Below are 13,857 nucleotides of genomic sequence, written 5' to 3'. Positions count from 1 at the left end.
ACCCGGATCAGCCCCGCTCCCCCATGACACCGACCGAACTCATCCCGTTGCTGCCGGATCTCGCGACCTTCGTGCAGGTGGTCGAAGCCGGCAACTTCTCGTCGGCCGCGCGCCCGCTCGGCACGACGCCTTCGACGGTCAGCCGGCAAGTGCAGCGGCTCGAGCGGGCGCTGGGCGTGCGATTGTTCGAACGCTCGACCCGGCGCATCCGGCTGACGGAGTCCGGCATGCAGGTGTATCGCCACTGCCGGGACATGCTGGACGCGGCGTCCGGCGCCGTCGACGCGGCAAGCCAGCTGACCGCGCAGCCGCACGGGCGGGTCAGCATCAGCGCGCCGATTTCGCTCGCGAAAAGCCTGATTCATCCGAAAATTCCCGGCTTCCTGCGCGCCTACCCGGAAGTGGAGGTGCAGGTCGTATTCGACGACCGGGAGGTCGATCCGATACGCGATCACGTCGACCTCGTCGTGCGGCCCACCCCGACACCGCCGCAAGGCCTCGTGGCGAGGCAGCTCGGCACGGTACGGTGGATGCCGTGCGCGTCGCCCGGCTATCTGCGCGCACGCGGCCTGCCCGCCGCGCCCGGCGATCTTGCGCGGCACGACTGCCTGTATCTCGGCGATACGCCGGACGACCATCAATGGACGTTCCGGCAAGGCAACCGCGTGGAAACCGTCGAAGTCAGAGGCCGCTATATCGCGAACGACGTGAGTGCCCGGCGCGAGGCCGCGCTGGAGGACTGGGGCGTCGCGAGCCTGCCGGAGTTCGCGATCGGGGACGACCTGCGCGCCGGCACGCTGGTACACCTGCTGCCCGAATGGCTGTTCGAGCCGCGCGCCTACAGCGGGCCGGTCTGGTTGCTGTATCCGCCGAACCGGCTGCTTCCGCCGAAAGTGCGGGTGTTGATCGACTGGCTGGTGGAGCAGTCCGGCGGCTTGCGCGGTTGAGCCTGCGCGCCGTAACGCTTTCACGCTTTCACGCCTTCACGCCTTCACGCCTTCACGCCTTCACGCCTTCACGCCTTCACGCCGAAGCTCACGCCATGCGGCGCCGGCGTCAACTCCCCTGCTTCGTCGCCACCAGCGGCCCCACGAACTGCTCGAAGTGCGGCAGCCAGATCGGGATCGCCGTCTCGACCGAGAACATGCCGTGACCGTTCTTGCCGAACGGCGGCTCGACGATCATCTGCCCGCGGCCGCCCGCCGCCTGAAACGCGGCGAACCAGGTCGCCACGACTTCCGGCGCGAAATACTTGTCGTTCTGGACGTAATGCCACAGCACCGGCACACGCGTCGTGCCCGCGAAGTGCGCGATCGTGTCGGCCATCTGCTGCGGATCGCACGGCTGGCCGGGATGGGTCGTCGGGTTCCCGCCCCGGCCGCCCGAGAAGTTCACCACGCCGACCACCCCCGGCGGCGCATGGCTTGCCGCCGCCAGCGACGCGAAGCCGCCCGCCGATTGACCGACCAGCACGACGCGGTTCCGGTCCACCTGCGGCAGCGCCTGCGCGTACCGGACTGCCGCGAGCACGTCGCGCGCGGCCTGCTGGCCCGCGGCGAGGTAATCCGGGTGCCGGCAGGAACCGGCGTCCTCCTCGTCGATGCCGCCCGTCGCCCCGTACCCGCGGCGGATCGGCACGATGACCGCGAAGCCGTGCTGCACGAACGTCCGGATCTGCGGCAGCGCGCGGTAGCGGCCCACCTTCGGCCGGTCGCCCGGATCGGGCGGGCTGCCGTGGCTCAGCACGATCAGCGGAAAGGGCCCGGGGCCGTCCGGCATGTAGGTGGTGGCGACGATCTCGCGCGAACCCGCCTCTTCGCCGAGTGGAACCCTGACGACGGTTTCGTGCAGATCGGCGGCGATGGACGTATCTTCGGTCGCCGTCGACGCGCAACCCGCGACGAAAACGACCAGCGCGCCCGAGACCAGCCACCCGCACAGGCGGGCGGCGATCCGGCTTCGACGAACGGCGATGCTCATGAGCGATCTCTCCACGAATCCCGGGATGCCTGCCGCCGTCACGCGCGCGGCGAAGCCGATAGTGTATCCGGGCGGCTACGCGGCCGCACCGCGATCGCGATCGCCGCCCGCCGTCACCACCGGTAGCTGAGGTCGCCCGTCACCGTCAGCCGCGTGCCGTAAAAGCATCCGCCCGCCGAAAAACACGACGACACATAGGTCCGGTCGAACAGGTTGTTCACGTGCGCGCCGATGCGCCACCCCTTCCACGCGGGCCGCTCGACGCCCAGGTCGTACGACAGCCCGAGGTCGAAGAGCACGACGGCCGGCACGTCGAACGTGTTGACGTTGTCGCCCGCGCTGCGCCCGATGTAGCGCACGCCGCCGCCCACCTTCAGCCCGCGCAGCCCGGGCCGGTCGACCGCGTAGTCGAGCCACAGCGACGCGAGATGGCGCGGCACGGCCGCCACGCGCTTGCCGACGACGGTCGGATCGGTGTCGGCCTGCACCGTCGTATCGAGATACGTATACGCGGCGATCACGTCCAGCTGCTTCCATACGCGCGTGCGGCCCTCCAGTTCGATGCCGCGCGAGCGCACTTCGCCCGTCTGCACGTTGAAGAACGGATGCTCGGGATCGGCGGTGAGCACGTTGCGCTGGCGAATGTCGAACGCGGCGACCGACGCGGTGTGCAACTGGTCCGGCGACTGGTAGCGCAGCCCGAGCTCGAACTGCTTCGCCCTCGTCGGCGTGAACGGCTGGCCGTCGAAGCGCGTGCCGAGCGCCGGCTCGAACGACGTCGAATAGCTCAGGTACGGCGCGAAGCCGTTGTCGAACAGGTAGACCGCGCCCGCGCGGCCGGTGAACGCGCGCGCGCTCTGCTGCACGCTCGACGCGTGCAGCAGGTCGTCGGTGGTCGTGCGCGACCATTCCTGGCGCCCGCCGAGCGTGAAGACCCAGCGATTCCAGCGCACCTGGTCCTGCAGGTAGACGCCGATGCGGTCGGGCGTCTGGCGGGTCTGCTGCGAGACCGGCGGCACCGTGAACGGCTGCCCGTAGTCGGGCGCACGCGTATCGAGCGGCGGCGCCGCGCCGAAGCCCGAGCCGACGAGGTTCGCCACCGCATGCTCGTACGACAGCCCGGCCAGCACCGTATGCTCGACCGGCCCCGTCATCACGCGCATCTCGGCCTGGTTGTCGAGCGCGAGATGGTTCACGTGCTCGCGCGACCACGACAGCGAACGGTTCAGTACGCCCGGCGACAGATAAGGCATGAAGAAATTGACGGCCGCGCCCTCGAAGTCGACGTCGAGGTGCGTATAGCGCACGTTCTGCCGGACCTTCCACGTCGAATCGAAACGATGCTCGAACGCATAGCCGATCATCGCCTGCGTGCGGTCGTACGTGTCGAAGCCCGGCAGCCCCGGATAGAAGCGCGTCGGAAGCCGCCGGCCTCCGTCCTCCCACAGCGTGCCGAGGGCCGGCAGCCAGCCCGCGAAGTTGTTGTGCGGATCGCGCTGGAACGAGCTGAGCAGCGTGAGGCTGGTGTCGGCGTTCGGCTGCCACGTCAGCGACGGCGAGACGACGATGCGCTGCTGCTTCGAGTAATCGATCTGCTCGTCCGCGCGGCGCGCGAGGCCGTCGATCCGGTAGCGCCAGGTGCCGTCCTGCGTCACGGGCCCGCTGAAGTCGAACGCGAGCTGCCCGCGATCGCGGTTGCCGGTCTGCACGGCGATCAGGTGCTGCGCGTCGCGCGTCGGCCGCTTGCTGACCATGTCGACGATGCCGCCGGGGCTCGCCTGCCCGTACAGCACCGACGCGGGGCCGCGCAGCACGTCGATGCGTTCGAGCGTCCACGGATCGACGACGCTCGCGGCCCAGTTGATGCCTTTCGGCAGCGGCAGGCCGTCGAGCATCTGCGGATTGATCGCGGCCGCCGCGAAGCCGCCGAAGCCGCGCAGGAACACGCTCTCGAGCACGCCGCCGGGACGCGAATCGGAGTAGGTGCCCGGCGTGTAGCGCAGCGCGTCGCCGACGCTGTGCACGTCCTGCTGGTCCATCTGTTCGCGCGTGACGACCGACAGGCCCTGCGGGACCTCGACGATCGCCGTGTCGGTCTTGGTGCCCGCGCGCGAGACGTCGGCCGCGATGCCGCGCACCGGGCCGTCGCCCGTCTCGCGCCGCCCGTCGACGACGATCGGCGCGAGCAACGGCGCCTCCGCGGGCTCGCCTGCGTCCTGCGCATCCTGCACATCCCGCGCCGCCACGGCAACCGGCATGGCGGCCGCACAGGCCAGCGCGACCGCCCAGCCCGGCGCACGCCGCCATGCCGCGCGCGACAACGGAATTCCAGGCCGCGCACGGCGGCCGGTGTGTAATTGACTCATATCGGGTTATCCGAAAATCGGGGACGGACGTCGGCGAATCCACCGCGCCCGCGGGTAGGGAGAAGGGCCACCGTTGCAACGGCGGCCTCGACTGAACAGCAAATGGGAATCATTTACGCCGTAGCGGCGCGGGTAAATGCCGGTAGACGCAATCGACGAATGTGCGGCGCGCATGAATGAATCGCCCCGCTATTCGTCTGACGTTAACAAAATGTCATGTATGAATGTCGTTATCCTGAACGACCAAATAAATGATCCGATGATAGGATAGTGTCACTCTCAAGTTTAAAGTGACCCACGCAATGTCCAGCCTGCCCCCGGCCACCCGGCACTCCCTCGTCGATTCGGCAATCGAGATCCTCAAGTCCAATATCACGTCGGGTATCTGGCGCGTCGGTCAGCGCATTCCGACCGAACTCGATCTCGCGAAGCAGCTCGAGGTCGGGCGCAACACGGTGCGCGAGGCGGTGCGCACGCTCGCGTATTCCGGCGTGCTCGAAGTGCGCCAGGGCGACGGCACCTACGTGCGGCGCAACGTCGATCCGGCCGAGACGATGCGCAACGTCGATCGCGCCGCGCGCAGCGACCACCTCGAACTGCAATGCATGCTCGAAACGGAATGCGCGCGCTACGCGGCGCGCCGGCGCACCGACGAGGATCTCGCCGCGTTGCGCAAGCTGCTGAAGGCGCGCGGCGAGCGCGAGGCGGCGCGCGACGTGAAGAAGTTCGTCGAGCGCGACCGCGCGTTCCACATCGCCGTGGCCACGGCATCGCACAATCACGCGCTCGAAGCGCTGTACCGCTACTTCTCGGGCTCGATCCTCGCGAACGTGGAAGACGTCCTCGTCGAACTCGACGAGGCCGAGATTCCCGAACCCGACATGCAGGCGCACCAGGCGGTGCTCGATGCGATCGAACAGCGCGACGAGAACAAGGCGGTGCGCGCGACCCTCGCGATCCTCAAGCCGCAGATGACCTGGCTCGAGACCCGCGAGACGCCCGCCGCCTGACGACGGGCGCGGCGGGCGCTACGCGGCAACCGCCTCGATCACGTCGATCTGCCCGTCCGGCGCGGAGCGCACCCCGGCCGGACGCCAGCCGGCGGCGCCGAGCAACGCCTCGTATTCGTCACGCGTGCGTTCGCGGCCGCTGCCCCAGCACATCATGTGGATATCGTAGAGCTTCGAGAAATGCGCGACGCCCGGGGCCGGCACGACCCGTTCGATCACGAACACGCGCGCCCCTTCCCGGGCGCTTTCACGCGCCCGCTTGAGAATCGCCACGCACTCGTCGTCGTTCCAGTCGTGCAGGATCAGCTTCAGCAGGTAGACGTCGGCCGCCGGCACCGCCTCGAACATGTTGCCGCCCGCCTTGCTGCAACGCGCGCTCACGCCCATCCGCTGCGCCCAGCCGTCGGCGTCGCCTTCGATCACCTCGGGCAGGTCGAACACGACGCCGGTCAGCGCCCCGAACCGCCGCAGCAGCGTGCACAGCATGTGCCCCTGGCCGCCGCCGATGTCGCACGCGTGCGCGCCCGGCGCGAACGTCACGTCGCGCAGCGCATCGACGACCTGTTCCGACTGCACGGTCGAGAAGCTCGACATCGCGCGCTTGAAATCGGTGCGGTAGCGCGCGTGATCCTTCGCATAGTCGAACGCCATCGCGCCGAACTCGCGCACGAAGCCGTTCTGCTGCCCCTCGCGCACCATGTCGGGCAGGTGCGCCCAGATCGCGTAGTGCTCCGGGCCCTCCTGCAACAGCACGAAGTCGCGCAGCGTGCTCGCGGCGTCCGCGTGCAGCAGCGCTCCCGACTCGGTGGCCCTGAAGCCGCGGCGCACATCCTCGTCGAGCAGGCCGAGCGACGCGAGCGCCCGCAGCAGCCGGTACAGCAGCGGCTCGTCCACGTCGAGCCGCGCCGCGAGCGCGGCCGACGAGACCGGCGTATCCGTCGTCACCTCATCGAACACGCCGAGCCGCGTGCCCGCATACAGGATCCGGCTGCGCCATCGTCCGAACAGCGTATCCAGCACCTGTTTTGCCGCATTTTCCATAAAGCACTCCTCAACATGTTCCGATCGCGCCGGTGCGTGATGCACCGCGCGATCGCATCGTCAACGCAGCACGCGGATCACTGCTCGTGCAGGAATTCCCGGATCGGGTAGCCGACGTGGCGCTGCGCATCGAGCGTGTAGCCGAGGATGCGGTCGCCGCGCTTGAGCTCCGTGATGTTGTGCACGCTGCCCTTCGGCCCGAGCACGCGCACGTGCCAGTCGTCCTGCGCGATGATGTTGATCGCGCGGTTGGCGGCGTTCTTCGCCTCGATCAGCAGCAGCGGCCGCGTCTCGACCTTCGCGCGCCCGACCACCACGCGGCGCGCCTTGCCCTGCGCGTTGACCGCGAGAATTTCCGCGCCCGATTCGAGCTCGGCGAGGTAGCGCGTCCGGTTGTCCGGTGCGACGACGTACGAATGGAGCGCGGCCGCGTTCACGCGGAACGGGCGCGTCGGCATGTACGGCAGCGGGTGCGTCTCGCTGCTGATCAGGATCATGCCGGTCGAGTACGAGCCGACGAGGATGCCCTCGTCCTGTTCGAAACGCGAGCACGTATCGACGCACACCCGTTCGCCCGGCCCGAGGTGCGTGAGCCCGACGATCTCGATTTCCTCCAGTTGCAGGTCCTCGACCGTGTCGCTGCAGATCGACACGAGCTGCGTGGCCTGCCCGACTTGCGTCGGCGTGAGCAGCACGCCCTCGGGGCCGCGCTGCAGCACGTTCAGCGTCACTTCCGCGTCCTCGAGGTCGGCGACGACGGTGATCAGTTCGCCCGACGCGCGATCGGCGGCGGCCAGCAGGATTTCGAGCGGGATCTTGCTCGGATCCTGCAGGAACTCGACGAGCAGCCACGGCGTGACCGTCGACAGCTCGCAGGCGCGCGTGAGCGTCGTCTCGCCCGTCACCTCGATGAACACGCCAAGCTCGACACCGTCCGGCACCGCGAAATCGACCGGCAAGCCGTCCTTCACGAGGACGATCTGCACCTGCTCGAGCAGCGCAGCGTCGACCGGCTGGCGATCGACGACCGCGACCTTGCACGCGCTCGGAGGCAACCGCCCGGCCTGCTCCGCATCCTTCACGACGAATGCGGACACGCCGACATGCAACGCCTCCTCGGTGATCTCGTCCGCGAGCTCGCCGATGTTGCGCAGGTCAATCCAGGAAAGCTTCTTCAAGGCCAATCTCCTTCGATGGGGATAACGCAGGTTGAGGGACAAGACAAGGATGAAACTAGCGGCTGACGGAGACGGCCGAACGCGACGCGGCGGCCCTCATCCGGCAATCCACCCAGCCGACGCCCGGCTCATGGCCCGCAAGCCGGAAGCCGGGCGCAACATCGGCAAGACCGACGCAGGCGCCGTCGTCGGTTCGCACCCGTACCGCGCCGTCGCCGCGCATCACGACGCGCACGTTCGCGCCGGACGCGCTGCGCGTGTGCAGCGCGACGAGCGGCGCGGATTCGATCCGCACGCGGCCGACCACGATCGCGCGCGTATCGCCCGCCGGGTCGACCGTGAGGATCCGTTCGCCCGAACGCAGCCGTGACAGCTGGCGGGTGCGGTCGCCGCCGCAGAACACGAACGATTCGGCCGAGCCCGCGTCGATGCCGAACGCGAGCGGCCGGCCCGGCGCGCGTGCGGCGCCGGCGGCGACGAGCAGCAGGCCGGTCGCGCTCGCGCCGGCCAGCACGCATTCGTCGCCGTCGAGCTGCGAGCAGCCGTCGATCACCGCGTGCAGGCCGACGCCGAGCGGCTCGACACTCTGTACCTCGAATGTTTTCAGTTTCAGCGGCTCGCGCGGGCGCAGCTCGCCGCACGCGGCCAGCATCCCGCGCAGCGCGGCCGCATCATGCGGCGCGAACGCGATGTCGACCGGCGACTGCTCGAGCCGGCTCGCGAGATAGGCCGCGGCGTGCGGATCGGCCAGCGAGACGACGATGCGGCATGCGGCGGCGCCGGCCTGCGCGAGCAGCCGCTCGAGCGGCACCGTGGTCGCGAGTGCATAGTCGAGCAGGACGAGCGCATGCCGCGCGATCGCCGCGCGCGCGGCCTCGAAGTCGGCCGCGCCGCCGATCCGCACGCAAACGCCCGCGAGCGGTGCATGTGCGTCGTCGGCCAGCGTCACGACGCCCGCCGGCGAAACGGCCAGTTGCGCGGCCGCGCCGGCCGCGTATGCGTCGCGGTCGGCCTCGGCCACCACGAAGCGGCGCGCGCCGGCTCTCGCCGCATCGGCCGCGACGGCGCCTGCCTGCGCGCCGAGCGCGCGCAGGTCGATCCACGGATAGCGAAGCATGGAAACCCTCGATGATCGAAAGAAACCGGGCGCGACGGCCCGGCGTGCCGGATCAGGCCGCCAGGTGCGCGGCGCGCCGCTCGACGCCGTGCACGGCATCGGACAGGCGGCGGATCAGCGGTGCGGCCTTCGGCGCGGCGAACACGTTGCGGCCCGCCGCGATGCCGAGCGCGCCCGCATGCATCACGCGCGACGTGAACGCGACGAACTCGTCCTCCGGCAGCTTCGCGCCGCCCGCGACCAGCACCGGCAGCGACGAGCCGGCGATGATGTCGGCCATGCTCGCGGCATCGCCGCTGTACGGCAGCTTGACGATGTCGGCGCCGAGATCCGCCGCGACGTTCGCCGCATGGGCGATCAGTTCGGTTTGCGGACGATCGCCGAGGCCCGGGCCGCGCGGATAGATCATCGCGAGCAACGGCATCGACCAGCGCGCGCACTCGGTCGCGATGCGGCTCAGGTCGAGCAGTTGCTGGGTTTCCGTCCTGGAGCCGAGATTCACGTGCACGCTGACCGCATCCGCGCCGCTCGCCACGGCGTCCTCGACGCTCGCGAACAGCGTCTTCGCATTCGCGTCTTCCGCGTAACGCGTGCTGCCGTTCAGGTGCACGACGAGCGCGAGATCGCTCAGCACCTCGGGCGACAGGAAACGCGCGCGGCCCCGATGCACGACGATCGCGTCGCCGCCGTGCGCGGCGATGTCGCCGACGAGCTGCCGCAACTGCTGCGGATGGGCGATCGGGCCATCCGCGAGCGAATGGTCGAGCGGCACCATCAAACACTTGCCCGACGCGGCGCGCACCACGCGCCGCATCCTGAGCGCCTTGCCAGAAACCGATAGAAGAGAGTTCATCCGTGATTCCTCGCCAGAAATGGAGAGGCCGGCCCGTTCGACTTCAGCCTGCCCCCGGGGTGCCCGCTTGCGGGCGGAACTGGAGCAACAACCGAGCAACGCTTGCAGCAACTCTTGCAACGTGTAAGACTTGCATAGACCCAATCATCCTATGATTGGATCATCCTTGCAAGTACATTGCGAGCGATCCTGTTTCCCGACCAGGGGACGCATTCGACGCGGCATCGTTTCCCCTTTGCAGACAACGGCAGCACATCAACCTGTGAGGTGTCTATGAAGTTCGGCGTGTCCTTTCTGCCCGATACCGGCCCGGCCGACCGCTCAGCGGCCGACTACTACGCGCACGCGCTGAAGCTCAGCGCGCTGGCGGACCGGCTCGGCTACACGTACGTGAAGATGACCGAGCACTACCTGAAGCCGTACGGCGGCTACAGCCCGTCGCCGCTGATGTTCCTCGCGGCCGCGGCCGCGCGGACCGAATCGGTCCGCCTGATGACGGGCGGCATCCAGGCGTCGTTCCACCATCCGATCCAGCTCGCCGCCGAGGCCGCCCAGCTCGACGCGATCTCGAACGGGCGGCTCGAACTCGGTTTCGCGCGCGCATTCCTGCCGTACGAGTTCGACGCGTTCGGCATCGATCTCGACTCGAGCAAGGCGCGGTTCCAGCAGACGATCGACGCGACGGTGCGGCTCCTGTCCGAGGAATCGGTCAGCGAGGACACGCCGTTCTTCCGCTACCAGGACGCGCACTCGCTGCCGCGCCCGACGCAGCAGCCGCGCCCGCCGGTCTGGGTCGCGGCGCTGCTCACGCCGTCGAGCTTCGAGTGGATCGGCGAACGCGGCTTCAACCTGCTGATGGCCGCGCCGCCGCGCAAGGCCGCGCTCGCGAAGACGCAGGAGATGGTGGCGCTCTATCGCGACACGTTCGCGCGTCACCACGGCCACACCGGCCGCCAGCCGCAGGTCGCGATCAGCATCCCGCTGATGATCGGCACCTCGGACGCGCACGCGCTGGCGCTCGCGGAGCCGCGCCTGCGCCATCACTGGCGCTATTTCGCGGAAGCCGCGAAATCCTGGGAGCAGGTGCAGTCGTCGGCGTACCAGGGCTACAACGAGGCGATGAAGAACAAGATGGGCGGCATGGACACGGCCGACCTCGACGCGACCGCCGTGCTCGGCACGCCCGAGACCGTGCGCCAGCGCATCCGCGCGCTCGAAGCCGATCTCGGCCTCGACACGATCCTGTGGCACATCGACTACGGCGCACAGCCGTACGAGCTGATGAGCAACAACCTGGAGGTGTTCGCCCGCGACGTGCTGCCGGGGCTGTGACGCCATGCCGATCGATTCCGGAGCTACCGCGAACCCGCCCATGACACCGTCCCTGTCGCTCGACACGATCGTCGTCGGCGCCGGCATCGGCGGCCTTGCCGCCGCGCTCGCGCTGCGCCGCGCCGGCCATCGGGTCACCGTCCTCGAGCAGAGCCGGGCCTTTCGGGAAGTCGGCGCCGGCCTGCAGGTCGTGCCGAACGCCACGCGCGCGCTGCGCGCGCTGGGCGTGCTCGACCGGCAGCGGCTGGCGGCCGTCGCGCCGACGGCGACGATCCGCCGCCGCTGGCAGGACGGCAGCCTGCTCGGCACGTTCCCGCTCGGCGCCGACGTCGAGGCCGCCTTCGACGCGCCGTACTGGAACGCGCATCGCGCGGACCTGCACGCCGTGCTGCTCGACGCCGTGCGCGACCCGCTCACGGCCGGCCCGCCCGCCGTCGTACTCGGCGGCGTCGCGGTGCGCGGGCTCGACGCCTGCGGGCCGGACGGCGCGACGGTCGTCGATGCGGCGGGCACGCGCTGGCGCGCCGATCTCGTCGTCGCGGCGGACGGCATCCATTCGACGCTGCGCCAGACGCTGCTCGGCGACGACGCGCCGCATTACAGCGGCGACGACGCGTATCGCGCGCTGATCGACGCCGACGCGATCGATCCGGGCTCGCCCGTCCACGAGATCGTCGCGGAGCCGCAGGTGACGATCTGGCTCGGGCCCGGGCGGCACGCGATCCATTACTGGGTGCGCGACCGCCGACTGCTGAACCTCGTCGTGATCGTGCCCGGCGACGGCAGCACGCGCGAATCGTGGAGCAGCAAGGGCGACCGCGCGACGCTCGAGGCCGAGCTCGACGGCTGGGATCCGCGCCTCGTCGGGCTGATCCGCTGCGCGTCGGACCTGAGCCGCTGGTCGCTGCACGACCGCCAGCCGCTCACGCGCTGGGTATGGGACAGCGTGTGCCTGCTCGGCGACGCCTGCCATCCGATGCTGCCGTACCAGTCTCAGGGCGCCGCGCAGGCGCTCGAGGACGCGGTGGTGCTCGGCCGGTGCGTGACCGGGCTCGCGTCGAAGGACGCGCTCGGCGCGGCGCTCGTCGAGTACCAGCGCCTGCGGATCGACCGCAGCGCGCGCATCCAGCTTGCCTCGGCCGGCAACGGCGGCGTGTTCCACCTGCCGGACGGCCCCGAGCAACAGGCGCGCGACGCCGAGCTCAAGTCGCGCCGCGCGGACTTCAAGTCCTACCAGTGGACCTGGGCCGACGCCTATCCGCGCTGACGCCCGCCCCGGCGCCGCGCGGATCGCCGCGCGGCGCCGGCCCCTTCTTGCGACAGGACCGCATCATGCAGAACACCGTGGACATTGCGCAGCAACTGAAACAGGCGATGCGCGGCGTCGCCGCCACCGTCACGATCGTCACGACCGGCGGCGCGGACGCCGACGCCGCACCGTACGCGCTGACCGCCAGCTCGTTCACGTCGGTCGCGCTCGATCCGCCGACCGTGCTGGTGTGCATCAACCGGCGCGCCAGCATTCATGCGTCGATCACCGGCCGCCGGCGCTTCTGCGTGAACGCGCTGCGAAGCTGCCACGTGCCGCTCGCGCTCGCGTGCAGCACGACCGGCTCCGACGCGCGCTTCGCGCACGATGCGTGGCGCACCGACGCGGCGACCGGCCTGCCCTACCTCGAGAACGCGCAGACCTCGTTCTTCTGCGACACGCTCGAGCAGGTCGAGGTCGGCTCGCATTCGATCCTGGTCGGACGGGTCACGCGCGTCGCGATGTCCGACGACGTCAACCCGCTGATGTACGTCAACGGCGCGTTCGCCGCCGTCCGCTCGCTGCCGCACGATGCCGGCGCCGGGCGATGACCCGCTCGATGCGTGCGTCACGCGTGATGCCGCGCGCAATCGTTGCGTGCGCTGCAGTTACGCCGCGCGCGCGTATCCCGCACTACCATTGCGCCGCATGCACGCGATGAAACGGAGAAGCCGATGGCACCCGACCTGAACCTGCTGATTTCGCTCGACGCGCTGCTCGAAGAGGGCAGCGTCGTCGGCGCCGCACGCCGCATGAACCTCAGCCCGCCGGCGATGAGCCGCACCCTCGCACGCATCCGCGAAACGGTCGGCGACCCGATCTTCGTGCAGGCGGGCCGCAAGATGGTGCCGACGCCGCGCGCGCTCGAGCTGCGCGGCGTCGTCCGCGAGACCGTGGAGCGCGCGTCGCAGTTGCTCGCGCCGTCCGCGGAAATCGATCTCGGCACGCTCGACAAACAGTTCAACGTGCGCGCGAACGACATCTTCGTCGGCCTGCACAGCAGCCGCCTGCTCGAGGAAATGGCGCGCGGGATGCCGCGCGCGATGCTGCGCTTCATGCCCGAGGAAGACGACATCGACGACGACGCGCTGCGCAGCGGCCGCATCGACCTGTTCATCAGCGCGTCGCGCCGCCTCGGGCCGGAGATCCGCGTGCAGCCGCTGTTCACGACCACCTTCGTCGGCCTCGCGCGCCACGACCACCCGATCTTCGACGACGACATCACGCCCGAGCGGTTCGCCCGCTGGCCGCACATCGGCGTGTCGCGGCGCGGCAAGTCGGCGGGGCCGATCGACGACGCGCTGGCCGCGCGCGGCCTCGCGCGGCACGTGCTGCTCGTCGTGCCGACGCCCTATGCGGCGATCTTCTCGCTGCAGGCGTCCGACCTGATCCTGCCGCTGCCCGAGCATCTCGCGCGCGGCGCGGTGCGCTCCGGGATCGGCGTGCGCATGTTCGAGCTGCCCGTGCCGCTCGAAACCGTGCTGATCACGCAGGCCTGGCATCCGCGCTTCCAGAGCGACCCCGCGCACCAGTGGCTGCGGCGGGTCGTGCGCGGGCTGTGCATCGGGCAGCCGGCGCTGCATCCGGCGCATGCGTGACGCATGCGTCACGCACACTCGTCGAGTGCAAAGACATCACTGTTCCGCACGCATGGCTCGACCGTAGACTGGC

The 13,857-nt window shown here is 69.9% G+C and carries 12 protein-coding genes; 6 read left to right on the top strand and 6 right to left on the bottom strand.

All coding sequences use genetic code 11. From position 1 onward, the window contains the following. Positions 1–23 precede the first annotated feature (23 nt). Complete coding sequence (locus tag GQ56_RS0126845; RefSeq protein ID WP_031401588.1) at positions 24–947, top strand: LysR family transcriptional regulator; 924 nt, start codon at positions 24–26, stop codon at positions 945–947. A gap of 109 nt (positions 948–1,056) precedes the next feature. Here the strand turns inward: GQ56_RS0126845 and GQ56_RS0126840 are convergent, their stop codons facing one another. Together GQ56_RS0126840 and GQ56_RS0126835 are read right to left on the bottom strand one after the other, a co-directional pair. Then, positions 1,057–1,980 carry an alpha/beta hydrolase family protein gene (locus GQ56_RS0126840; protein ID WP_052001344.1) on the bottom strand — a complete coding sequence of 308 codons (924 nt, stop codon included), beginning with the start codon at positions 1,978–1,980 and terminating at the stop codon, positions 1,057–1,059. A 113-nt stretch (positions 1,981–2,093) separates the two neighbouring features. Then, positions 2,094–4,346, bottom strand: coding sequence for a TonB-dependent siderophore receptor (locus GQ56_RS0126835; RefSeq protein WP_235212768.1), 2,253 nt, complete (start codon positions 4,344–4,346; stop codon positions 2,094–2,096). A 302-nt stretch (positions 4,347–4,648) separates the two neighbouring features. Between GQ56_RS0126835 and GQ56_RS0126830 the strand changes: the two genes are divergently transcribed. Beyond that, the gene (locus GQ56_RS0126830) at positions 4,649–5,356 is read left to right on the top strand and encodes a FadR/GntR family transcriptional regulator (protein ID WP_031401585.1); all 708 of its coding nucleotides are present in this window, start codon (positions 4,649–4,651) and stop codon (positions 5,354–5,356) included. Between the two features lie 18 nt (positions 5,357–5,374). Here GQ56_RS0126830 and GQ56_RS0126825 read toward each other — a convergent pair whose 3' ends face one another. The 4 genes from GQ56_RS0126825 to GQ56_RS0126810 form a co-directional block, all read right to left on the bottom strand. Then, a complete protein-coding gene (locus tag GQ56_RS0126825) occupies positions 5,375–6,397 on the bottom strand; it encodes a methyltransferase (protein WP_031401584.1) in 1,023 nt (340 codons plus the stop codon). Positions 6,398–6,474: 77 nt separating this feature from the next. Continuing rightward, on the bottom strand, positions 6,475–7,575 hold the full coding sequence (locus GQ56_RS0126820; RefSeq protein ID WP_031401583.1) for a 3-dehydroquinate synthase II family protein: 1,101 nt from the start codon (positions 7,573–7,575) through the stop codon (positions 6,475–6,477). A 55-nt stretch (positions 7,576–7,630) separates the two neighbouring features. Next, complete coding sequence (locus GQ56_RS0126815) at positions 7,631–8,692, bottom strand: 3-dehydroquinate synthase II (protein WP_031401582.1); 1,062 nt, start codon at positions 8,690–8,692, stop codon at positions 7,631–7,633. A 52-nt stretch (positions 8,693–8,744) separates the two neighbouring features. Beyond that, a complete protein-coding gene (locus tag GQ56_RS0126810; protein ID WP_031401581.1) occupies positions 8,745–9,545 on the bottom strand; it encodes a 2-amino-3,7-dideoxy-D-threo-hept-6-ulosonate synthase in 801 nt (266 codons plus the stop codon). A gap of 285 nt (positions 9,546–9,830) precedes the next feature. Between GQ56_RS0126810 and GQ56_RS0126805 the strand changes: the two genes are divergently transcribed. From GQ56_RS0126805 to GQ56_RS0126790, 4 genes are all read left to right on the top strand, one after another. Beyond that, complete coding sequence (locus tag GQ56_RS0126805; RefSeq protein ID WP_235212767.1) at positions 9,831–10,877, top strand: LLM class flavin-dependent oxidoreductase; 1,047 nt, start codon at positions 9,831–9,833, stop codon at positions 10,875–10,877. A 40-nt stretch (positions 10,878–10,917) separates the two neighbouring features. After that, complete coding sequence (locus tag GQ56_RS0126800) at positions 10,918–12,144, top strand: FAD-dependent monooxygenase (RefSeq protein ID WP_031401579.1); 1,227 nt, start codon at positions 10,918–10,920, stop codon at positions 12,142–12,144. Positions 12,145–12,209: 65 nt separating this feature from the next. Then, the gene (locus tag GQ56_RS0126795; protein WP_031401578.1) at positions 12,210–12,737 is read left to right on the top strand and encodes a flavin reductase family protein; all 528 of its coding nucleotides are present in this window, start codon (positions 12,210–12,212) and stop codon (positions 12,735–12,737) included. Between the two features lie 123 nt (positions 12,738–12,860). Further along, a complete protein-coding gene (locus GQ56_RS0126790) occupies positions 12,861–13,784 on the top strand; it encodes a LysR family transcriptional regulator (protein WP_031401577.1) in 924 nt (307 codons plus the stop codon). Positions 13,785–13,857 lie beyond the last annotated feature (73 nt).

This window comes from Burkholderia paludis (assembly GCF_000732615.1).
Taxonomy (GTDB): Bacteria; Pseudomonadota; Gammaproteobacteria; order Burkholderiales; family Burkholderiaceae; genus Burkholderia; species Burkholderia paludis.
The sequence above is the reverse complement of the archived record's forward strand: the minus strand, read 5'-3'. Positions and strand labels throughout refer to the sequence as shown.